At 34.5% G+C, this 22,048-nt stretch carries 26 protein-coding genes and 1 pseudogene; 6 read left to right on the top strand and 21 right to left on the bottom strand.

Annotated features, from left to right (window positions below):
• The first annotated feature begins 169 nt into the window (after positions 1-169).
• Both ADJ83_RS07505 and ADJ83_RS07500 read left to right on the top strand, forming a co-directional pair.
• Positions 170-1,531 carry an IS4 family transposase gene (locus ADJ83_RS07505; RefSeq protein WP_048717398.1) on the top strand — a complete coding sequence of 454 codons (1,362 nt, stop codon included), beginning with the start codon at positions 170-172 and terminating at the stop codon, positions 1,529-1,531.
• 58 nt (positions 1,532-1,589) lie between these two features.
• Positions 1,590-2,156 (top strand): non-canonical purine NTP pyrophosphatase, encoded by a 567-nt coding sequence (locus ADJ83_RS07500; protein WP_031535834.1) that lies wholly within the window; start codon positions 1,590-1,592, stop codon positions 2,154-2,156.
• An 81-nt stretch (positions 2,157-2,237) separates the two neighbouring features.
• On the opposite strand, the gene ADJ83_RS07495 is transcribed toward ADJ83_RS07500, so the two are convergent.
• The 18 genes and pseudogenes from ADJ83_RS07495 to ADJ83_RS07410 form a co-directional block, all read right to left on the bottom strand.
• Positions 2,238-3,599, bottom strand: a complete 1,362-nt coding sequence (locus ADJ83_RS07495; protein ID WP_031535835.1) for a DUF4179 domain-containing protein — start codon at positions 3,597-3,599, stop codon at positions 2,238-2,240.
• Entirely contained in the window at positions 3,596-4,156 is a 561-nt protein-coding gene (locus tag ADJ83_RS07490; RefSeq protein WP_231512508.1) for a sigma-70 family RNA polymerase sigma factor, read from the bottom strand. The genes ADJ83_RS07495 and ADJ83_RS07490 overlap by 4 nt, the downstream gene beginning before the upstream one ends.
• 408 nt (positions 4,157-4,564) lie before the next feature.
• Positions 4,565-4,849 (bottom strand): hypothetical protein, encoded by a 285-nt coding sequence (locus tag ADJ83_RS07485; protein ID WP_031535839.1) that lies wholly within the window; start codon positions 4,847-4,849, stop codon positions 4,565-4,567.
• Between the two features lie 153 nt (positions 4,850-5,002).
• Positions 5,003-5,185 (bottom strand): hypothetical protein, encoded by a 183-nt coding sequence (locus ADJ83_RS07480; RefSeq protein ID WP_031535841.1) that lies wholly within the window; start codon positions 5,183-5,185, stop codon positions 5,003-5,005.
• A gap of 158 nt (positions 5,186-5,343) precedes the next feature.
• Positions 5,344-6,161, bottom strand: a pseudogene (locus ADJ83_RS07475) (pentapeptide repeat-containing protein).
• A gap of 22 nt (positions 6,162-6,183) precedes the next feature.
• Positions 6,184-6,369, bottom strand: coding sequence for a PspC domain-containing protein (locus tag ADJ83_RS07470; protein WP_031535842.1), 186 nt, complete (start codon positions 6,367-6,369; stop codon positions 6,184-6,186).
• Between the two features lie 77 nt (positions 6,370-6,446).
• Complete coding sequence (locus ADJ83_RS07465) at positions 6,447-6,992, bottom strand: GNAT family N-acetyltransferase (protein ID WP_031535846.1); 546 nt, start codon at positions 6,990-6,992, stop codon at positions 6,447-6,449.
• Between the two features lie 20 nt (positions 6,993-7,012).
• Complete coding sequence (locus ADJ83_RS07460) at positions 7,013-7,513, bottom strand: class I SAM-dependent methyltransferase (protein WP_231512512.1); 501 nt, start codon at positions 7,511-7,513, stop codon at positions 7,013-7,015.
• Positions 7,514-7,545: 32 nt separating this feature from the next.
• Positions 7,546-7,758, bottom strand: coding sequence for a hypothetical protein (locus tag ADJ83_RS25975; RefSeq protein ID WP_048717393.1), 213 nt, complete (start codon positions 7,756-7,758; stop codon positions 7,546-7,548).
• A gap of 31 nt (positions 7,759-7,789) precedes the next feature.
• Positions 7,790-8,359 (bottom strand): histidine phosphatase family protein, encoded by a 570-nt coding sequence (locus ADJ83_RS07450; protein WP_031535848.1) that lies wholly within the window; start codon positions 8,357-8,359, stop codon positions 7,790-7,792.
• Between the two features lies 1 nt (position 8,360).
• Complete coding sequence (locus ADJ83_RS07445) at positions 8,361-8,849, bottom strand: NUDIX hydrolase (RefSeq protein ID WP_231512509.1); 489 nt, start codon at positions 8,847-8,849, stop codon at positions 8,361-8,363.
• 246 nt (positions 8,850-9,095) lie between these two features.
• Positions 9,096-10,346, bottom strand: a complete 1,251-nt coding sequence (locus tag ADJ83_RS07440; protein ID WP_031535851.1) for a DUF445 domain-containing protein — start codon at positions 10,344-10,346, stop codon at positions 9,096-9,098.
• Between the two features lie 185 nt (positions 10,347-10,531).
• Positions 10,532-11,398, bottom strand: coding sequence for a proline iminopeptidase-family hydrolase (locus tag ADJ83_RS07435; RefSeq protein ID WP_031535854.1), 867 nt, complete (start codon positions 11,396-11,398; stop codon positions 10,532-10,534).
• A gap of 70 nt (positions 11,399-11,468) precedes the next feature.
• Complete coding sequence (locus tag ADJ83_RS07430) at positions 11,469-11,843, bottom strand: VOC family protein (protein ID WP_031535857.1); 375 nt, start codon at positions 11,841-11,843, stop codon at positions 11,469-11,471.
• 344 nt (positions 11,844-12,187) lie between these two features.
• A complete protein-coding gene (locus ADJ83_RS07425; RefSeq protein WP_031535859.1) occupies positions 12,188-12,913 on the bottom strand; it encodes a nucleotidyltransferase domain-containing protein in 726 nt (241 codons plus the stop codon).
• Positions 12,914-12,940: 27 nt separating this feature from the next.
• Positions 12,941-13,834 (bottom strand): PhzF family phenazine biosynthesis isomerase, encoded by an 894-nt coding sequence (locus ADJ83_RS07420; protein ID WP_031535860.1) that lies wholly within the window; start codon positions 13,832-13,834, stop codon positions 12,941-12,943.
• Positions 13,835-13,871: 37 nt separating this feature from the next.
• On the bottom strand, positions 13,872-14,450 hold the full coding sequence (locus ADJ83_RS07415; protein ID WP_031535863.1) for a DJ-1/PfpI family protein: 579 nt from the start codon (positions 14,448-14,450) through the stop codon (positions 13,872-13,874).
• 254 nt (positions 14,451-14,704) lie between these two features.
• Positions 14,705-15,820 carry an IS4 family transposase gene (locus tag ADJ83_RS07410; protein WP_016201461.1) on the bottom strand — a complete coding sequence of 372 codons (1,116 nt, stop codon included), beginning with the start codon at positions 15,818-15,820 and terminating at the stop codon, positions 14,705-14,707.
• A 208-nt stretch (positions 15,821-16,028) separates the two neighbouring features.
• Here ADJ83_RS07410 and ADJ83_RS07405 point away from each other — a divergent pair, with 208 nt between their 5' ends.
• Positions 16,029-16,349, top strand: coding sequence for a hypothetical protein (locus ADJ83_RS07405; RefSeq protein ID WP_031535866.1), 321 nt, complete (start codon positions 16,029-16,031; stop codon positions 16,347-16,349).
• 78 nt (positions 16,350-16,427) lie between these two features.
• On the top strand, positions 16,428-17,363 hold the full coding sequence (locus ADJ83_RS07400; RefSeq protein WP_031535868.1) for an acetamidase/formamidase family protein: 936 nt from the start codon (positions 16,428-16,430) through the stop codon (positions 17,361-17,363).
• A gap of 232 nt (positions 17,364-17,595) precedes the next feature.
• On the opposite strand, the gene ADJ83_RS07395 is transcribed toward ADJ83_RS07400, so the two are convergent.
• Complete coding sequence (locus tag ADJ83_RS07395) at positions 17,596-18,783, bottom strand: RtcB family protein (protein WP_031535871.1); 1,188 nt, start codon at positions 18,781-18,783, stop codon at positions 17,596-17,598.
• Positions 18,784-18,909: 126 nt separating this feature from the next.
• On the opposite strand from ADJ83_RS07395, the gene ADJ83_RS07390 reads away from it, so the two are divergent.
• The gene (locus tag ADJ83_RS07390) at positions 18,910-19,683 is read left to right on the top strand and encodes a YhfC family intramembrane metalloprotease (RefSeq protein WP_035416067.1); all 774 of its coding nucleotides are present in this window, start codon (positions 18,910-18,912) and stop codon (positions 19,681-19,683) included.
• Between the two features lie 38 nt (positions 19,684-19,721).
• Here the strand turns inward: ADJ83_RS07390 and ADJ83_RS07385 are convergent, their stop codons facing one another.
• Both ADJ83_RS07385 and ADJ83_RS07380 read right to left on the bottom strand, forming a co-directional pair.
• Positions 19,722-20,465 (bottom strand): hypothetical protein, encoded by a 744-nt coding sequence (locus ADJ83_RS07385; protein WP_031535875.1) that lies wholly within the window; start codon positions 20,463-20,465, stop codon positions 19,722-19,724.
• Positions 20,466-21,215 carry a hypothetical protein gene (locus tag ADJ83_RS07380; RefSeq protein ID WP_048717390.1) on the bottom strand — a complete coding sequence of 250 codons (750 nt, stop codon included), beginning with the start codon at positions 21,213-21,215 and terminating at the stop codon, positions 20,466-20,468.
• Between the two features lie 213 nt (positions 21,216-21,428).
• Here ADJ83_RS07380 and ADJ83_RS07375 point away from each other — a divergent pair, with 213 nt between their 5' ends.
• Positions 21,429-22,043 (top strand): DedA family protein, encoded by a 615-nt coding sequence (locus ADJ83_RS07375; RefSeq protein ID WP_031535880.1) that lies wholly within the window; start codon positions 21,429-21,431, stop codon positions 22,041-22,043.
• Positions 22,044-22,048: the final 5 nt, after the last annotated feature.

The following is a 22,048-nucleotide window of genomic DNA, read 5'->3' as shown; positions in this document are numbered from 1 at the left end:
TAACTCAACTTTCGCACCTTGAAAATCGACCTTGTTTTAGGTCTATCAAAGCTTTAAGAACGCTCACTTTAGGTGCTTGACAATTACTTTTAAACAGAAAAAGCACCTCAATCTTTGGTATAGTGGAATTGACTAGAAACCATTACCACAAAGAAGAGGTGCCTTCTCTATGATAAAGGAAAAACACTCGAATGAGCAACTACCAAATGAACTTTCTGCCGTATTCTCTGAATTACAAGTGTCGAAGTACCTTCGCCAAGCGGGTATTCGAAAAAACTTTGGGTTTTCATGTGCCTATCTGTTTCAGCTTGTTTTTAGTCTAATCTTTCATCAAAAAAATTGGTTTGCCCTTGTCACTTCAAAAAAGAGCGAGCGTTATCCGGGTAAGGATACCGTCTATCGTTTTTTAAATCATTCCAAGTTTGCTTGGCGGAAATTTCTTTTATTCTTTAGTACAGCTACCATTCAAAAGGTCAGTGTGCTTACATCAATGGACCGTCCGAAAGTGCTTATTATTGATGACTCTACATTTGATCGAAATCGTAGTAAGAACGTGGAATTGCTTGCCCGTTGTTTTGATCATGCTTCCTTGAAAATGCGATTTTATAAAGGATTTCGAATGCTTACATTAGGCTGGTCAGATGGGCATACCTTCATGCCTGTTGACTTCTCTTTACTAAGCTCAAAAACCTCTTCTATTAATGGAATCAACGAAGAAATGGATAAACGATGTTCTGGTTATAAGCGTCGTGTTGAAGCTCTCCAGTCTGCGCCTGATCAAATCCCATCAATGATTGAACGGGCATTATCCAGTGGAATCGAGGCCTCTTACGTGTTGATGGACACATGGTTTACTCAACAACCTTTGATTCAGGCAATCGTCGAACAAGGGCTTGACGTTATTGGTATGGTCAAAAATGCAAAGCAACGTTATCAAATGAATGGTCAAATGGTTTCATTAAAAGAACTCTATCGGTTAGCGTCACCACTTCAAGGAAAGAAAGGGCTTCTTCGTTCCGTCATGACGACGATGAAAAACGGTGTACCCGTTAAAGTCGTGTTCGTTCAAAATCGTAATAAGAAAAGCGAATGGCTCGCGATTCTTAGCACAGATTGCACTCTTTCCGAACAAGAAATCGTCCGTATTTACGGGATTCGTTGGGATATTGAAGTGTTTTTTAAGACGACAAAATCGCTCCTTCGCTTACAGAAAGAATTTCAAGGACGCTCCTATGACTTACTTATCAGTCATACAACCATAGTTTTTACTAGATACATCATTCTATCTTGGCAAAATCGTTGCCACACAGATGAACGCACATTAGGTGGCTTATTTTATGACCTTTGTGATGAAGTAAATGAACTTGATTGGGCTGTCGCATTGCAGCAATTAATCGAGCTTCTTCAAGATGTCTTGAAGAAAACCAATAAACAAACACAACAATTACTTAAAAATCAACTATCACAATGGATTGCAGGTCTGCCTAGTTATATCAGAGCTTACCTGCCTAATTTGGTATGCGAAAGTTGAGTTAAGTAATATAAATAAAATTCAGTATTATTATTATGCATAAGGAGAAACATTTCATATGAAGGAAATTATATTTGTCACAACCAACAAAGGGAAAATTGCATCGGCAGAAAAGGAATTGAAAAATATTAAAGTAACGCCAATACAGGAAGAGTTAAGCGAGCCACGAACAGATGATATTAAAGAAATCGCTAGACAAAAAGTATTGCAAGCATATGAAATCGTTAAGCAGCCTTGCATCGCTTTAGATTCCGGCTTTTTTATCGAAGAATTAAATGGTTTTCCAAGGGCTTATGTAAACCATATGCTAGATACGATAGGTATTACTGGCATATTGAAATTACTAAGAGAAGAAAATAATCGCGCTTGTGAATTTAGGTCTTGTTTAGCTTACTTTGATGGAGAACAAATAACATTCTTTGAGAGTAAATCACCAGGAACTATTTCTGAAGATATAAGAGGATTAGATAATGATAAGAAATGGTCTGATCTTTGGTATATATTTATTCCAAAGAATTTTGATAAAACACTTGCCGAATTTACAGAAGATGATTTTCATAGATATGAAGAAAAGAAAGAAGAATCTTGTATTAGTAAATTTGGTAAATGGTTTGAAGGATTATGATGAATATGGTCAGACCATTTTTTAAGGAACCCAATATTTTTTGGGTTCCTTTTCTCTTCTAAATAGTGTTTACATATAAGATTATTTTAACGGAACTTCAATTTCTAAATCTTTCAATATTTCAGGAGCTTCTTCCTGCATATATTCAATCGTTAGTTCTTTTTTAGAAATATTCATAAATGCTTCTTCGACAATATAATGATCCTTCTTTTTAAAGGTTATGGATGTTTTAGCACCATAATATACTTTTCCCAAATGATCCTTTAACGTAAAATAGTTTGAATGCAGAAATGGAAATTGGCTATTTAATTCATAGGTTAACGTCATTACATTGCCCGTATATTTAACCCCAATAATGTTGATTTTGCCCAATTCTCCCAAATCTAATTTAGTATCTTTTCCTCTAAATGGTTTTTCAATTGGATTATAAGTCCAAATATTTTGGACTATCATTGGTTGAATCGTCACCGAATCTGTATTTTTTTCATCCAACCCTTCAAATGATTCCTGAATAGAATCCATTACTTCCATATTATCCTTTATTGTGATTCCACCATAGCCATGTGTATTATAAATCCAAGGTATTACTTCTCCCTCATTTGTGATTAATCGGAACATTAGCATGTTATCATCGTTTTCCGTCACCGGACGTTTATAGCTCATATTAACTACTGTCGTGATTGGCGTTCTTTTTATTTCCTTTACTGTGAATTCGCTCTCCTTGCTTTGTCGAGTAATCATTGGTGTAATCGTCTCTACGTTTTCCGTTTTGGTAAGTTTAAATTCAAATTGAAAGATTTCATACTTTCCGTTTATTACTACTGCATAGTAGGGCTGAACTTCAATTTCCTTTGGTAATTCCTTATGTTTAATGAAATTTACTGTTCCAATCCCGGCTACTTTATTGGGAGTCACCAATTCATAATTACCATCTGTTAACTTCCCTATACCAGCTCTTGCTTCTTCCTTTAAGGAAACATTTAGGTTATCAATCTGATAATCTCTAATTGGTTCCTTTGATTCCACTACATAACTAAAGGATATTCTTTCTCCATCATAAATTGCTTCCTCTATCGTCATTTCTGCTTCATTACTTTTTGAAGTAGCTATAATATTCGATACTAATTGGCTGTCCTTCCCTTTCTTTAATCCGCCATCTCCATATGCTTTGAAAATAGATTCTATAAAAGGGAGAGAGGAGAGTGTATTTGCAAGAGTTGGTGATAATTTTGGAAAAGTAAGCAGCATGGAAATAAATAAACAAAAAATAATAGCAGCTACGATATGCTTTTTATATAAAACAATTATGTTAGGACGACTAGATTTCTCTTCCTTCACCATTTTTACTGCTGTTAGAACTTTTTGTCTGTCCCTTTCAGAAAAATGAACATCCTTCATCACATTTCCTAGTGTTTCTTTTATAAATTTGGAATCATTCTTCATCTGAATTCCTCCTTTTTTAGAAATGGCAAGAGATTTTTTCTGCCTCTTCTCAATCTCGTTTTAGCTGTATTCTTAGAGATTTGTAGAATGTCTGCAATTTCATTAATATCTAGCTCCTCGTAGTAATATAAGAGGATTACTTCTGCATATTTTGGTGGAAGACTTAAAATTATATTTTTCAGTTCCGCCTGCATCGTTTGATACATTACTTCCTCTTCTGGTGACGGCATAGTATCACTCTTATGATTGATATCTTTCTTAAATAAGATAAACCGCCTAAAATAGGCACTTTTCACATGATCTTTACACTTATTTATTGTGATACGGTAAAGCCATGTTTTTAATTTAGCTTCTCCTTTAAACGTCTTTAAATGGGTATAACACTTAATAAAAACAGTTTGGACAATGTCTTTTGCCGTTTCACTATCTTTAACATATGTATAAGCTAATCTTGTCAGTTCGTCTCCATACAAAATCATAATTTCTTCTAACAGTTCATCTAATTCATTCTCCTCTAGCTCTCTTAATAATGAATGTTCTAGTCTTTTAGAAATCAAGTCATTCCCCCCTTACAGATTCGCTAGTTAGACGATATGGATTTACTATAGGATTCACTTTTTATCGTTAATAATTATCTTCCGTAATTATAGCACCCTTATTTCCCTCATCATGCGATAGTCGGAAAACAAATAAGCTGAATTCTTCCATGAATTCAGCAATTATTTGGAACTTTGAGATTAAATAGACAAAATTGTTCATGTTAGGAATGACCACTCTCTAAAACACTAATAATAGGTAAAATAAAAACTTCACAAATGTCGGAAGCGCTTCGAATATCATATACATTCTCCTAACCTATTCGATTATCTAATATATAATATATGAAGCGGCTATCGATATGTAAACGCTATCTTGTTACCTAATATTAAAATTCCCACAAAAAAACTCTCAAACAGAGAGTTTCCTTAACTTACTTTATAAAATTTATCGATTTTGCCAGCTAAAATTCTTAGAAAGTTATTAATTGTCATATTTTCTATTTTTTTAGAATACCATGACAATTTATTTCCCATATCTTCCCCATCATAATTAACATTTAATGGGACATATCCTTTTGATTTGGACGATAAAGTATGATCGAAGGCAATAATTAATACTTTCCCCTCAGGTGTTTCTAATTTGACCTTGTACCTTGGAAATTTGTATTCAGAACTATACTTAACACCTTTAATCTTAGCCTTAGTTTTCATACATTCTCCTTTTCAAGTGTGTCTATTTACTATTATAGCTTAAATAAAGATAATTAGACATCTTTAACCTTTGAAAATCGAAATAATATAAATTTGTCTACACAATTATACAAATAATGTCTTGTTATATTTGGATTGATCTTTCTTTACCTATTATTCTGCATTTGCTATTACCTCAACAGTTCCGTCTTCTGCATAATGCATAATATTCACAATTTTATAATGAGCTTTTTCTATTACAATTGTTTCTCCAATGGAGGGAGCAATTTGATATATCACTTGTTTTGATTGCCAGCCCTTCACTTTATGCTGATATAAGGTATTTAGTCTCACCATGCACAATCTCCTCTTTCTATTGATATTCCAAAGGATTTTGCCCTATATGAATATGTATGCTATTCTACATTTGTCCTTTCCCTTTTAATAAATAAAACTTATTTCAGTTAATGACTTAAGTAAAGAATAGATGTAATCTGACAATCTGTTCAGAACATTTATGAAAGTATTTTCTCTATCCAATGACTTGGTTTTTCCAAATAGTTTGGTATCTTAGTATCAGCATCCCCATTAGCTGAATTAATTTGCGATTGTGTAAGAAATAGAGCACCACCCAAGTTTGCTCCTTTTAAGTTAGCGTCTCGTAGATCTGCTCCAATAAAATCAGCTCTTCTCAAATCACAATTGCTTAAATTCGCAGCAATCATTAATTTTCCTCGAAAATCTTCCCCTTGTAAATTTAATCCCTTTAAATTAGCACCGATATAATTTGATTTTTTCTTTCGTCCTTTTTTCCTTTATTCGTACTATTCTCTCTATACTTTATGCTTGAAGCAATTAAAAGCTCATTAACTTTATTTCGGTGGGAAATAAGATCGAGTATTAAAATCTCTTTTGGTGTTCTTTCCGTTAGTTCTACTATTGCTTCGTAAATCCGTTGAAGTTTATTATGAAAAGAAGAAGTTTCCTCTAAAGTAAGAGCTTGCCTTAAATAAAAGAGCATTTCATGTAGTTGTTGAACAATTGGAAAGACACGGAACATTTCATCTGCATGTTCTCCCTTCCGCCAGTCCTTTCCATGGTAAATCTTTTGTGATACATGCTGTCCCGCCCCGAAACATTCATAGGATACACAACCGCGGAACCCTGTTTCCCACAATTTGTCATGGATCGAGCATGCGTTGTTTGAACATAAGTTTCTACATGATACCCCACTATCTTTATCAAAAGGAAAATCTGCAGATTCTCCATATGGCAATGCTACACAACATAACCCAAAACAATTATTGCAATCTGACTTTAATGCATTATCCATATTCAAAACTCCCAGTAATTATTCACAAGCTTCTCGGCGAATCAGGCATACTATTTACTAAAATAATGTAAATAAGAATAGAAACGGGCATAGTTAAAAGAAAAATCAATCGAATACCTAAAGGTGTAATACCAAAATATTCACCTATTCCCCCACAAACACCATAAATAGATTTATCATTCTTTGATTTCATCATTTTACGATTCATTCTGATTCTCCTCTTCATCTAACAAGCTATTTGAAATTCCAATGCTTAATAGACTATTGTTTATCTTTTAATTCCCTTCATTTCCGATACTCCATCAGCCAACAATCTTGATACTCCCCTTCATGTAGTTCTCGTTTGGCAAGAATTTTAACTTTTTTCAATCCACATTTTTCATAGCATTTAATCGCCCTTACATTCCTTGTTTGTGGATCCATCACTACTCGATCGGCTTTTTGATTCTCGATTAAGAAATGAATCATCGAACTTACAAGCATTTCCCCAATTCCTTTATTCCAATATGCCACTTCTCCAATAAATTGATCTGTTCCGTATATTAATTCCTTACTATATGTACTATATCCATATAACTTTTTCGCTTCACTATCTAGTGGATAAAATTGTATATACCCTATTGCTCTATTTGAATATTCGACAATGCCTTTTACTTCTTCCTTATCATTAGGCGGATAGAACACCCTATTCACTTTATCTAAATCAAAGGGATTATCTCTTCCTTCATAATACTCAAGGACAGATGGATCTGAAAGCCATTTTGCTAAATATTTATTATCTTTTTTTTCCAATTTACGAACTTTTAAAAGCCCGCTTTCAAATAGTTTCATCTACAAATCTCCATTTTCTATCATTTTCTTGCAATGATTGTAAATTCCCATGGGATATTTTCCATTTTCCAACCACGATGTTCTTCAAAACGCTCTAGTCTTAACCCAGCAGCTATCAATGAATTAATAATTTCGCTAAGTGTATAAAAGCGGATAGAAACATCTGGAAAATCATCCTGTTCTTCTTCAGGAAAAAACTGTTTATAGGCAATATCTCCTGTTTGTAATTCTGTATCAAAATAGGCTAGTTTCACATTAAAATCATCATTCAAGCATTTTAACAAAGGATGGAAGTCACTTAAAATCAATGTTCCATCATTCTTTAAAAGAGAAAACAGAAGTGACATGAAATGATCTATATCCTGAAAATAATGTAGAATCCCACCTTCGAGATAGAGAATATCAAATGCTTCTCCATAAGTCTGTAAATCGATTTCGTAAATATCTCCTACAATATAATTTATAGATGTATTAGCATGATAAGCTAATTCCCGAGCATATCGTTCATTCTCCTTGGATATATCAAAGATTGTTACTTCAGCTCCTAACAGTGCTAATGGAACTGCCTTTCTTCCATTTGATCACAAAGATTGGCAATCTTTTTTCCTTCTACATTCTCAAAAAACGTTTGATGCTTTTTTAAACTTGTTCGAGGATCTTTCAATATTTCTTTCGCCTTTTCCTTTGGGTGCCCATCACGCTTCATCCAAAATTCATAAGCACGGTATTCCCAAGCCACTTTATTAGTCGTACTTTGCTCATTCATAAGGAAATGCTCTCCTTTATAATTTTTCAACTCACTCCCACAGTCTTTTCACTTCTACTAATTCATTTCTCAAAAATTTCATTCGGTAAATATCCGGCTTTGTTGTATGGAGTAAATAATCTAAATCAAACCGCTTGTCATAATAGCCCATCATTAGCGTCATTACTGCACCATGGGTTCCAATTACTATCTTTTTTCCTGCATAGGTATTTAGTAACTGTTTTAATACCGTTATCGCTCGTTTTTGACATACATTGTTAGATTCAGCCCCTGTTAGAGCATAATCAGGATTCAAATATGACCTACTAAGACAAGATTGTAATTCATGATCAGAAAGAGGAGTATCTCCTTGACTAAACACTCTTTCTTTTAAATCCTCAAAAACGAACACCTCTTTGCCCAAATCTGTAGCTAAATCCTTTATTGTTAAAATGGCACGTTGATAAGGGCTCGAAACAAATAGATCTATTTCTTCCTTATGAAGAATTTTGCCGATACGTTCAGAATCTTGTTTCCCTTTTTCCGTTAGCCCTCTTGTTCTTTCTGTGCCTTCTGTTTTTGGCGATTCCCCGTGTCTTACCATGTATATATAGGTTATCACCTTACTCCCCTACTTTCATGCTTCCAATTTGGAGCCACTCTGTAATGGTATTTTTTATAAAATGCTTCTCTATAAAGGTAAGAACTTCCTCGTTTCCCGGTAATGTGACTAATTGCCTTGCTTCATCAAAAGACAGCCACTTGTACTCACTATGCTCCTCATTTAATTCTACAACTTGGTTTTCCTCTACAAAACCAACAAAAACTGGGGCAATATATATGTAATTTTCTAATGGTGAATATAATTGATCAAATGTATTCGAGCTATAGAGATTTACGTTTGTAATTCCTGTTTCTTCCCTTACTTCTCTTAAAGCGGCTTCCCAAGCTTTCTCCCCTTGTTCTAGGCTCCCACCTATATAACACCACATATCTTTCAATATCTGGGTCGCACGTTTCATTAACAAAACATGATATCTTCCCTTTATTTTTTTTAGCAAAACAACAGCAATCCCATTACTATGAATGGGAGTTTCTATTTTGATGTTCACCAATGAACTCTCCCTCCATTCCATCATTCTACCTAATAATTTTTAAAATTTAGATAATATTTATTATAAACTTTCAACCCTTAATATGGAAATATTTTTCCATTTTTACTTTAATGAAGTGAATTAGTGGACGATGCATAATTCCTATCATTATAAGAGTAAAATGAAACTATACTAACAATCCACAACAAAAAAAGCATTCATTTGCGAATGCTTTTTTGGCAATATTTCCTTTTATCTTACACCTTACATCATATTAGCCACTAATTGAAGCGCACTTAAGAACAGACCGATAATAAAACCACATACTGCACCGTTTACACGAATCCATTGCAGATCTTTACCGACGTTATTCTCAATCATATCGACTAGTGTTTCGTTATCTAGCTTATCAAGATTTTCTTTTACTAAATTGCCAATTTGATCATGGTTTTTCTCGATAAAATTAGAAATTTGCTGAATAATCCACGGATCCATCTTTTCGCCATTTTCTTCGATTTTTTCCATTAGTTGAAGAATAAATGGAATTGCTTTTGTTTCCATGAACTCCTCATTTTCAAGAAGCTCGATTGCTTTTTCTTGTGCTTGTTGAAGGCTAGCTAAAATCGTATGATTGGATTCTAGGGAGTCTAGTACCTTATCCTTCCATGTATTGATTCCTTCTAATACTTTATCATTTTCTGGAAGGCTTTCGATTTCCTTGCGAATATAGAGAATAAGCGCTTCACGGTTTTGCTCCCCTTCTCTTTGAAGACTTCGCATTCCACTCAAGCAAAGATTTTGGACAATTTGCCCTAACTTATCTTCCGTTAAAATATTCTGCAATGTTTTTAAAGCAAATTGAAGCATGCCATTTGCCTCTACATTATTTAATACATTCATGGAAACAGAGCCAAGTTTTCGAGCCGTCTCTTCTTTTCTGAGCCACGTTTCTGTTTTTACAAGAACATGATCTAATGCTTTCTTATCAACTTCTTCTGAAATTAATTGATTGGTAAGCAGCTTTAAAATATTACTAATTTGCACATCAGATAAAGCCGCTGACATTTGCTTACGCACAAATGGAGTGATTTTTTCTACATCAATATTGCTAATTGCTTGCTGTGTAGCTTTAATCATCGCTTTCTTTACTGGTTCTGTTTCTATTCTTGTTTTAATGGTTGCTGTGATTTTTTCGGTAAAAGGAATATTCTTCACTTTATCTTGAATACTTTCCTTTGATAACCAATCCTTTTTCAATACATTCACTAATCCATTTACCATTCTATCCCTATTTTTAGGTAATAAAGCGGTATGTGGTATCGGTAAGCCTAAAGGATGCCTAAATAGTGCTGTTACTGCAAACCAGTCTGCTAATCCCCCGACAAGTCCAGCTTCAAAGCCCCCATGAACTAAATGTATCCAAATATTATCTTGAAAAGGGAATGTTAGAATAAATCCCAATCCCATGATAAGAAGTGAATACCTTGCAAGTTTTCTTGATGATTTTTTTTCCACGCAATGTCCCTCATTTTACTTTTAAAATCGTTTTTACATCTTTTTAGGATGTAGAACCTCTATCCTGTAGTATACCAATAATCTCCTAAAAACAGAAAGATAAAGTAGATAATTACGGAATTTTTTCTTATTGCATAGCAAAAGCCAAAAGGTCTGTTCCTCCTTTCGGCTTTCTTTCATCTATATTACTTGTCTAATTGGGACAAGAATTCATTCATGACCTTTCTATATTGTTCTGGTTCTTCAATATAGGCCATATGGGCACTTTCTTCAAATACATGAAAAGCTGCATTTGGCGTTTTGCTACTAAAATATTCCGTTGATGCTGGTGTTGCTTCATCATATCGCCCACAAGTATACAATGTTGGTATAGATATTTCAGATAACCGATCCATACAATCAAATGATTTTAAGTTCCCTTGCACAGTAAATTCGGAAGGTCCCCACATTACTTGATATACATGTGGATTTCTAAAATGCTTCCCCTTTTTTAAATGTTCTGGGTAAGGCTTTAATCTACATACAAAATGGTCATTAAACACTTCAATTGCTTTTTGAAAGGCAGGTGTATCTGTCTTTCCGTTTTCTTCACAGTTTTTGATGGTTTCTTGAACCTCTAGTGGTAGTAAAGTTAAATTTTTCTTTTGATCTTTTTCCCATAATGGTGCGCTTAAACAAGGGCTTGAGAAAATAATACTGCTAATCCCTTCTGGTTCACCAAAATAATATGCAGCTGCAAGGGTTGTGCCCCAAGAATGGCCAAGTATATGTACTTTATTCAGCCCTAATCCTTTTTGAACTAGCCCAACTTCTTCCACAAACCTGTCTAAAGTCCAAAGGGAATCATCATCTGGCCGATCTGATTTGCCACAGCCTAGCTGATCATATAAAACGACCGGGCGATCAATTGCCAAATCTTTTAATCCTTGTAAAGAGTAGGAGCTAGAACCTGGTCCTCCATGTAAAACAAGCAGTGGGATTTTATTAGCTGTCTCATTATGTATAACATACGAAACTTTTCCACCTGTTACTTCTATAAATCCTTCTTTCATCCGTTTTCTCCTTTACGTATTTTACTTACTAGTTTAGCACACTAGCTAATTTCTCTCGTAAGTAATTAGGCTATTTTTGAATCTTTTTTTCGATAATCTCTATACGATTGCCGAATGGATCACGAAATTCAAATCGTTCATAGCCTTCAATCGGAATAAAATCTGCTATTTCTATTCCAAGGTTGTTAAGTTTGTTTTTCCATTTATTCATATTATCTACTTGATAAGCTACATGAGCTTTTGTTGAAAAACGATCAAAGCCATCCTCTGTGCCAACATGTACATCTATGTTTCCAAGTGATAGCCAAAATCCACCTCGCCCTTGTAAAGAAATCGGCTTCTTCATTTCGTTTAAACCTAATACTCCACAGTAAAAATCCTTTGCTTGTTGTTCCAAGCCTTTTGGAATCGTTATTTGAGCATGATGCACGCCAATAATAGTCATCTAATCTATTCCTCCTCAAAAATCATTCTATATTTAGAGTACATTATGGACGCCTAGAGAAACATAATAACATTCTAATCACTTATGATAAGAAAAAATAATGAAGGATAAATTGATGATAAGTCATTCGTTTCTTTGCAAATCAATCTACTTTTCGATATAATAAAATCAAGATACTGAATATTAAATCTTTTTCTCTAAGGAGGAAATCATGGAATTTCTATTTGGTTTATTAATTGCTTCTGCTCCATTATTAGCTTCTATTTCGTTTGCAAATATGGCAAAGAATAAACAATAAACTGAATATTCACCACAGCGGATGCCCTATACATTTTGGACATCCGTTAATTACTATGTTTCTTTTCCTTCCCAAGGGAAAACCCAGTAAATAATTTTCCGCCATATGGCTTTAATACTCTTTCCGTAAGTATAATAATGTTTTCCTTTTCCCTAGTCCGATAAAAGGTTTCAAACGCTTCAATGAATTCATCCGCAAATTTTTGATCAAATTGCCGTAATGATCGCACCATCCATTTCGATGTACCAATCCACTGTTTATTTACTCTTAATACAAATTCATGGAGAAGGAAGCTTAGTGTGCTTGCTATAAAAATTACCTCTTGCTCATTGTCTGAACCGATAAAATCATCCAGTACGTCTGATATAAAGTAACGCTTTGTTCGAATTGTTTCCTCTGGCCATTCTTTCGGACCTTCTGCCAGCATTTCTTCTGCTTCTTTTTTTATAACTTGCAAAACTCCGTCATCTTTTAAAACGATTCCTTCTGTTACCATTCGTTGCATAGAAGGTTTTGCTAAATTATAATCCATTAAGAAAAAATCCTTATAAGAAGCTAAATTATGTACAAATATCTCGATTGGCCAACCAAATTCCATCATGGACTCTCTATAAGAGGAAACGATTTTCTCATCAAAAATGACAATATCAAGATCAGAAGTAGGTGTCGCTTGTCCTCTCACCACACTTCCTGCTAAAACAGCAGCATTACAATTCGGAAAATATGTATCTATAAACAATCGAGCTGCTTCCATTGGCACTATTTTTTCCATGTAAATCCCCCTTTTCGAGTCGCTCCATCATTCGATAGTTAATTTGAATTCCTTTACAAAAACCGCGGTTCCACTTATCTCCACATCCAATTGACCTTTCCTTTCAGCAACAAGAACAGTTACTCTTCCATCACGCCCTATCTCCTGACCTTGTTCAATGATAATAGGCTCGTTCTTCCACTTTTCATCCACATAGGTAACGTAATATGCTCCCATTACTCCCGAAGCTGTTCCAGTAACAGGATCTTCTATTGTACCTGAGTAAGGGGAAGAAAAATGTCTTCCATGCATCGTTGCATTTACATCATAGGTTTCAAGAGAAAATGGATGAATGGATGCATGGGGAATTTCCTTTAAAATAGATGGAAACAAATCATTTTTTACAGCCATTTTCGAAAATACATGCAGTTCCTTAATAGGAACAAGTAATGTCCAAAGCCCTGTATTTCCATATAGAATCGGATGCTTTTCATCTATATCAGATTCTTTAATACCAATCACATCTGCTAATTCATGGCGCGAACCTTTAAATTCTTTAAATTGTGGTGTTACTTGCTTCATAATAATGGAAGGAGAAGACTGTTTATTTTGATTGATCCGAATAGGTAGAACACCTGCTTTGGTTTCAATCGAAAAGACCACTTTTTCAGAAAGATGACCATTTGTTTTTAATGCAAAAATAGTAGCGATAGTGGCATGTCCACAAAGATTCACTTCATGGCCTGGGGTGAAATAACGAATATTCAGATCCGCCCTATCTGATCGTAATACAAAGGCAGTTTCATTAAAACCCACATCTTTTGCTATTTTTTGCATTTCTTCCTCTGTATATTTCTCACCCTCTAATACGATTCCAGCTGGATTCCCCTTATCTGGCTGTTCTGTAAAAGCATCATAATGCAAAATAGAAATTGTTTTCATCTCATGATCTCCTCCTATTCTATTTATCTCTCACTAATCATCTATCATACTCCATCCGCTTTGCTGTTTCCCTGCCCACTTCTTTGCCACATAATTTCTCCACTAAATGAAAGGACATATTGATTCCCGCAGATATCCCACCAGAAGTTAATATCGTTCCTTCATCCACAAATTTAACATTTCTTACAAGCTGAACCTTTTGGAATTCCCTTTCCAACCTGTCAATATCCATCCAGTGCGTAGTTGCCCTTAAATCATCCAATAAACCGGCTTTTGCTAACAAAAATGCTCCTGTACAGACAGAAGTCATATATTCCACTTGTCTTGCTTGCTCTTTTATCCAATTAATAACAACAGGGTTATGCATTTCGATTTCTTCTGCACCATAACCACCAGGAAGGATAAGAATATCCAAATCAGGGTGGTTTTCAAAAGAAAAATCTGCTTCTATCTTCAGACCATTTCTTGCTATAATAGTCCCCCCTTTTTCTGAAATAGTATGGACATGGAATAATTTATTCTCCCCTCCAGCTAAAGAGAAAACTTCAAATGGACCAGCAACATCTAATACTTCTACTTCATTAAAAATCAATATTCCAACAATACGCTCTTTCATTTTGCCTCCTAAAATAGTTACTCCTATAAAAAATTTAATAAATGAAAAACAACTATAGTCTTTTTCATCCTACCATGAATTTCGAATTTTTAAATAATATTTTTTCTCACTAGTGTTGCATAAATATTGTCGCAATTTTCAGTCTGATTATCCTCCTTGTTTAGAGCCAAAAAGGTAAATACCTATTCAAAGGTGGCTCCATCCATTTGGTTTTTTTTTACAATTAGACTTGTGCGACAACAACAATTTGCTTATTAAGGGATGGCTTTCCCTTCAATCTTTCGAAGCCAGATATGAGCTGGTTTCCACAATGCAGCCCTTAAATAACGGCTAATTTGTAAGGTTTTTCGCTTACTTCTTGTTTCAAGTTGTACGAGAACATGTAGGCAAAAAACAATCAGTGCGATAAACACTTGGTTTTGAATCGCCCATTCACTTTGACCGTAGAACTTTTTGATGCTGAGATGCTGTTTGATCCATTTAAAGAACAACTCAATTGCCCACCGTGATTTGTACATCTCTGAAATTTCTTCGGCACTCAAATCAAAACGATTGGTAATTAAATGCAGTTCATTTCCTTTTGAATCCATCACTTTTAGAAGACGAAAGTAATTTTCAGCACGGTTTTGAGTCGTACCAATCAACACCATTTGATCTGACAAAACAGCTGAATTCTCGGGTAGTTTAAAATTATAAACTTCCCGTATGACTGCGTTTTTCCGTAGCCTTGAAAGAAAAAAGTAACCATCATCTGTCATTCGGTCAAAGCGCTCGTAATCTAGGTAGCCACGGTCAAACACATACATGCATTCTTTATCATCAACCATGATTTCAAGCTGACCACGATCATGTTCTTTTGCCGTTGTTAAAACAGCCTTTTCAGGATAGGAACTCCCTTTTTCCATAAACACAAGTCTCAAATGCAACTTGACACCCGCTTTTGTTTTGCGGAACTTTGCCCATTTATGATTGGTCAAATTAAGTGGCAATGTGCTTGAATCAATGATTTTTAACGGCATAATAAGCTTTGTATAATGTGTTTTTGCATGAATTTGTGCGACTAAATCAAGGAAAAGCCTTTGAAATAAATCTGGATTTATACCGTTTAATCGGCGTGAGAGCTGAGAAATACTGATTGAATCAAGATCAATGCCTTTTTGTAGTTGGTCGTCGAAAAGACAATCGCTTAGCTCATGCAAACTTTCGACTTCTTGTAGCTGTGCAAAAAGGAGTAATTTTAGAAATGAGTCTGTTTTTAGTTTTTTCGTATAGTAATCTAATTTCAACGTTTTCACGGTTTCTTCAAAAAGTTGAAGATTTATTGGTGAAAACCATTGTCCAAATGAAGTTTTTCGTGTAATCTTGTCCATGAGTTGGTCCTTTTTTAGTGGATTTGGACGGGTTACCACCTGACTTATCCATTATAAAGGACTTTTTCTTTGCACAAAATAATAAAATTGAACATTTTGAGTATTTTTAATAGTGAAAATAAATTAATGCAACACTAGTGATTTTTTCTAAATATCTTAAAAATAAATGGTATAATATTTGTTCGAATGTTTTAACTGGGAGGAAGGTATGATTCAAGCAATTGGAGTCGTTGATTTTCATTACAAGCCAATGAGAACAACGAAATATAAAGAGAATGTTACAAAGAGATTAAATGCAAAAACAAATAAATTTGATGATTCCTTTGAAGTCATTACAATATCGGAACCATATGACATGGATGGAGACATTTATGTCCGTGTATCCTGTTCCTTTACGATTTATATGTATGAAAAGGCCTATATTCGAAACCCTGAGGAGTATGTAGGATCTGTCTTTCCTACTTTAAAAGAAAGAATAACACCAAATATAATAGCAACAAAGGTTTATAGTTTAACCAAAAGAAGATAAATATTTTTTCATAGATAAAAGGAATGTGCACATTTTTAGCGAATAAAAGGGAAAATAATCTTTTTTAGGAGGAGAAAAATGCAGCATCATTTATCTTTAAAGCAGGAAAACTTGCATGGTTCCTTTAGCAATAACTATAAACCAATATTAACAGTGGAATCAGGCGACTCGATTACGCTAAAGACACTGGATATTGAATGGGGCTATTCAGCCTCTAAAGAGGAAGATTATCGTAAATACTCCTCACGAGAACAAGAAGAAAAACCACAGCATCCGATGATTGGTCCTATTGCTGTTAGAGGTGCTAAGCCTGGAATGGTTTTAGAAGTAAAACTTAATGATATTGTTCCAGGTTGGTATGGACGTAATTGGGCCGGCGGAATGGCGAATTGGCAAAATAATGCGATTGGAATCTCTCATACTGACAGAATTCAATTAGATTGGGAATTAGATACGGAGAAAATGATTGGCTCAACCTCCATTCATTCCCGACCATTTCATATTGCCTTGCAGCCGTTTATGGGTGTTCTTGGCGTTGCTCCAAAAGAAGCAGGTGTCCATTCTACCTCTCCACCAAGATATTGTGGTGGTAATATTGATTGTAAGGAAATCGTAAAAGGCAGCAGTTTATTTTTACCAATCTCTGTTGAAAATGCTCTTTTCTCCATTGGAGACGGCCACGCACTCCAAGGAGACGGAGAAATCTCAGGTACAGCAATTGAATGTCCAATGGAGCATGTAGACATTACATTAATTGTAAGAAAAGATATGGATTTAACGTATCCTAGAGCGAAAACGCCAAATGGCTGGATTACATTTGGGTTCGATGAAGATTTAAATAAGGCAACAGAAATTGCCTTATCAGATATGATCTCTTTAATGGAGCAATTCTATTCTATTTCACGAACAGAAGCAACTGCTTTAGCCAGTGTTTCTGTTGATTTACATATTACGCAAATTGTTAATGGAGTAAAAGGTGTTCATGCCATTTTGCCACATGGCGTTATCCGTTAATTAGGAGGATTTACTTTGAGAAAAAAAGATAAAAAAGACTCCTTTGCTTGGAATCTATTAGAAGTATTACTCGATTTCATTGAAATCTTCTATGGCTTTTTCCGATTTTTATTTCGCTCATTTTTGAAACTCTAATTAAATATGTATGACAAGGAGAGAGGAGGAAATATTAGATTAGTTCCTCCTCTCTCTGCTTTTAGCCCACTATACTTAGAACCTTTGCATTCCCTTGTTAATTTGCCTTAAAATTATACAATGGCTTAATAATTTCTGCGATATCAATTGTATCTGCTGTGTGCTTAATAATTTCTTCCATCGGTTTATAAGCAAATGGACTTTCATCTAATGTACTATTCTTAACTGAAGTGCTCCAAACATCTTTCATCGATGTTTCAAAATCCTTTAAACTAACTGTTTTTCTCGCTTTCGTTCTCGACATCAATCTTCCTGCTCCATGTGGGGCGGATTGATTCCAGTCATCGTTGCCTTTCCCAAATGCAATAATGCTGCCATCTCTCATATTTAATGGAATGATTACTCTTTCTCCTTTTCTAGCAGAGATTGCACCTTTTCTTAATATCATATTTTCCATATCAATATAATTGTGAATAGTAGTAAATTGATCTAAAATAACCCAGTTCATCTTTGTAACTATGACATCAATCATTGCAAGACGGTTTAAATAAGCATACTTTTGAGCAATTTTCATATCGTGCATATAGTCTTTAAATCCTTGAGATTCTAAATAAGCAAGCTCTTTGTTTATTTTCGGTAGTTTCATACTATTTATACTTGATTGGATTTCAGCATGTCTTCCCTCTTCTTTCAATTTAGCAATAAGTTCTTTTTTCATCCCATCAACATTTAATAAATTATCATAAGCAAGTGTCTGGTAATATTCTGCAACTTGTGCCCCTAGGTTACGGCTGCCGCTATGTATAACAATATACACATTTCCATCAGTTGATTGATTCAACTCAATAAAATGATTTCCGCCACCTAAGGTTCCAATACTTTGTTCTGCCCTTTTTCTATTTATTGGTGCTTTCACTTCATCCAAATCTATCTCTTCATTATACGGATGTGCTTTATCACGAATAGAGAAACCGCTTGGAATGTATTTGCGAACAGCGGCATCTAATGCGTCATAATTGATTTCTTTATCCCCAGTATTCACTTTCGCCACCGCCATGCCACACCCAATATCGACCCCTACTAAATTTGGAACAATTTTGTCATGGATAGTCATTGTTGTCCCAATTGTACAGCCAACGCCTGCATGGGTATCTGGCATAATGCGGATTTTGCTTTTTTGTGCAAATTCCTGATCACACAATTCTTTAATTTGTGCTTCAGCCATTTCTTCTAATTGATCAGTAAACACCTTAGCAGTATTGTATTTTCCTGTTAATTCAATCATTTGGTCACTTCCTTTTCTGATTATCTTTTTTAACTTTCATTTATCCCCATATTTATTGACGTACCTTCTTAAACTGTTATACACTTAATATAACAGTTATGAAATAGGTTGAAAGGGGAAAATCGAATGAATTCTATCTATTTAGGAGTATCTCTACAATTATTCCTTGCTGTAATTGTGCCTGTTCTTTTAATGATATATTTACAAAGAAAAAAGATGATGTCATGGAGATCCTTGCTTGTTGGAGTACTTATCTTCATAGTTTTTTCACAAATTCTAGAAAAGATCGTTCATTTCCTCGCACTCGCTCCAAATGGAACTGAATTAAGATGGAGCACAAACCCATATATCTTTGCCTTGTATGGAGGGCTTGCGGCCGGAATATTTGAAGAAATGGGTCGATATTTTGCTTTTAAAGTATTCTTAAAAAATAATCATCATTTTAATGATGGGCTATCTTACGGTTTAGGTCATGGAGGAATAGAAGCAATACTTATAGGTGGAATGTCAGCACTAAATTCTCTCCTTATCTCCGCAATGATTAAAACTGGGAACTTAGAAACTATTCTTGGAGCTGCTGCTACACCTGAAGAAATTACGAGCATTAAGGAGCAATTTGAGGAAGCAAACACTTGGGTTTTTGCCACAGGCGGATTAGAAAGAATTTTTGCTCTTGCTTTACATCTCGCTCTTTCTATCCTTGTTCTGTATGCTATTAGACAAAACAAATTCACCTATGTTCTTTACGCTATTATCATCCATGCAGCAATTAATTTCTTGCCAGCTCTTTATCAAGCAGGCACTTTGACAAATCTTCTTGTCATCGAGATATTCTTAGGATTCATTGCTATTCTGTCATTCGTATTTATTGTAAAAATGAAACCAAAATTTGAGAGGTAGATTTTATCTCTCTCCTTTTTTATCGAAGAACATTTTATTTACCACTGTTCCCCATCCCATTCATCCAAAATAGATACATATTCCGTTTTCGCACCTGAACTTGTGGAACTGCTATTTTCGTAGTAGTTATATGGTTCTACATAATTATTTTCCCTATCATAACCTTTAACGCCAAAATGCAGCCCTTCTTCATTATTAAAAGTAAATAAATCTTCTTCCTGTTCCTCAACCTTTATCTGAGTAGCCTTCCATATCCTCTCCCATTCATCGGTGACTTTGTGTATCCCATATGGCTTATCGCCTAAAGAAACAACTTCCTCTATTTGGATTGCAGGTTCATAAAATTCAACACCCCATCCACTTCTAAAATTCCGATGCTTATTCATAAAAAAAGTAAGATGATCTATTTTATATTTTGTTTCAAGGTTCCATATAAAATATGATTCAGACTTATTTCCACCTGTAATTTTCCACAAAAGCGGTTGTCCTGATGATGTTACATAGGTTACTTCCCATTTATTCTTTTTCCATTCTAATAAACTATAGCCATATTGATTATCACTAGAAAGGTGGGGCATAAAAATATGATTATCGTCGATAGCCATTTGTTCGAAAATAGACTTAATGTTTACATCGCCTGTTTCCAAAATCATTTTCTTTAATTGATTTTCATTTGGAAGAGAAGAAGGAGTACGTTGCTCTTCATTTAAAGGAAGAAAAATAAGTAAACATATAGCAATTATTAATACGACCACTAAACTCCATATCCATTTATATCTCACTTATTCTTTCCTTCCTTCTATGATGGATTTAGACGATTGAAAATAGAACTGCTCTTTTTCTGTTGAAATAAGCATGCCTTTTCCATCTTTTTCAATATAAATAGTAGATTCATAGCCACTCCCCCACTTTGGACTTGCTCCTAAAAGAATATAGGGAAAGCGTTCCGTTGTCTGATATGGCGCCTGTTCATCCTCTTCCCATTCTTCCTCATCTATTTCTGGATATGATTCATCATACCAAAGCATCGAGTCCATTTTGCTTAACTCCCATGATGATAGACTTTCTATAAACACCTCATTATTAAGATCTGCTTGTTTACCAGAAGGATGGATTAATAGAATGCCAGGATCATCTAATTCAGCTAAAAAAGTTTCTACTTTTTCTATTGGATACAAAATATTCTGTAATGGAGAAATAAGTAAAGTAGTTATAAGAAAAATATAATTCCCAAAGAACCCAAACCAGGCATATGGTCGATATATCTTCCATCGTTCTTTCTTCTTTCCAAAAACCAATATTAGTATCCATACACCAAGTGGTAATATTGCTATTTTCACTGGTGTTTCACCAATGGCGAACTGAAAGTTAAAACAAAATAAACCTATGTAGACAACAATTACCATTTTCCATATAACAGGTTTTTCCGTTTGTCTTCTATATAAATAACAAACAGCACAAATAAGTATGCCCCAACCAAATATGTTCATCAAATTTGTGCTTAAATGATTTGCTTGCCAAAAATCAAGCATAGATAATCTCCAATCTATAATAGCTTTTATATTTATCCTTATTTTAGCATATTTCCCAAATTGCAACACTCTTTATTAAGAAAGCATGAATGTTATATAACTTGTAGAAATAGAATTATAATAGAAGAATCCTAAACCCTATGATAAGATACGGATAGGCAAAATAGAATATCTAAATGCATAATAGTGATAATCATTTAAGGAGTGCAGTAAATGGAAAATTGGATTATGGAAATAATGGAAAACTTCGGATATATCGGAATCCTTTTGTTAATTATGCTTGAAAATATCTTTCCCCCGATTCCATCGGAAGTGATATTAACATTCGGGGGGGCGATGACGGCAAAAACAGAGATGACTATAACAGGGGTTGTTCTCGTTTCTACGATTGGGTCGGTTCTAGGAGCAATCATTCTTTATTTTATTGGTTCCTTATTAGAAATCAAGAAGTTAGAAAAAATAGTAGATAAATGGGGTAGAATTCTCCGATTGAAAAGAGAAGATTTATATAAGGCAGATCGCTGGTTTGATAAATACGGTTATTGGACCGTCTTCTTCTGCCGCTTTATTCCGCTAATTCGAAGCTTAATTTCACTTCCCGCTGGTATGGCAAAAATGAATTTTGGTATCTTTTTATTTTTAACAACAATTGGTACGTTCGTGTGGAACTTTGTCCTTATTCGAATTGGAGCAGCAGTAGGCGACTCTTGGGAAGATATCGTCCACTATATGGACATGTACTCCAATGTTGCATATACGCTTATTGCTATCATAGGAATTGCTTTTATCGGAAGATATATTTATAAACGAATGATTAAACAAGATTAATTGAT

The organism is Bacillus sp. 522_BSPC, assembly GCF_001076885.1.
GTDB lineage: Bacteria > Bacillota > Bacilli > Bacillales > Cytobacillaceae > Niallia > Niallia hominis.
This window is presented reverse-complemented; position numbering and strand designations above follow the sequence as displayed.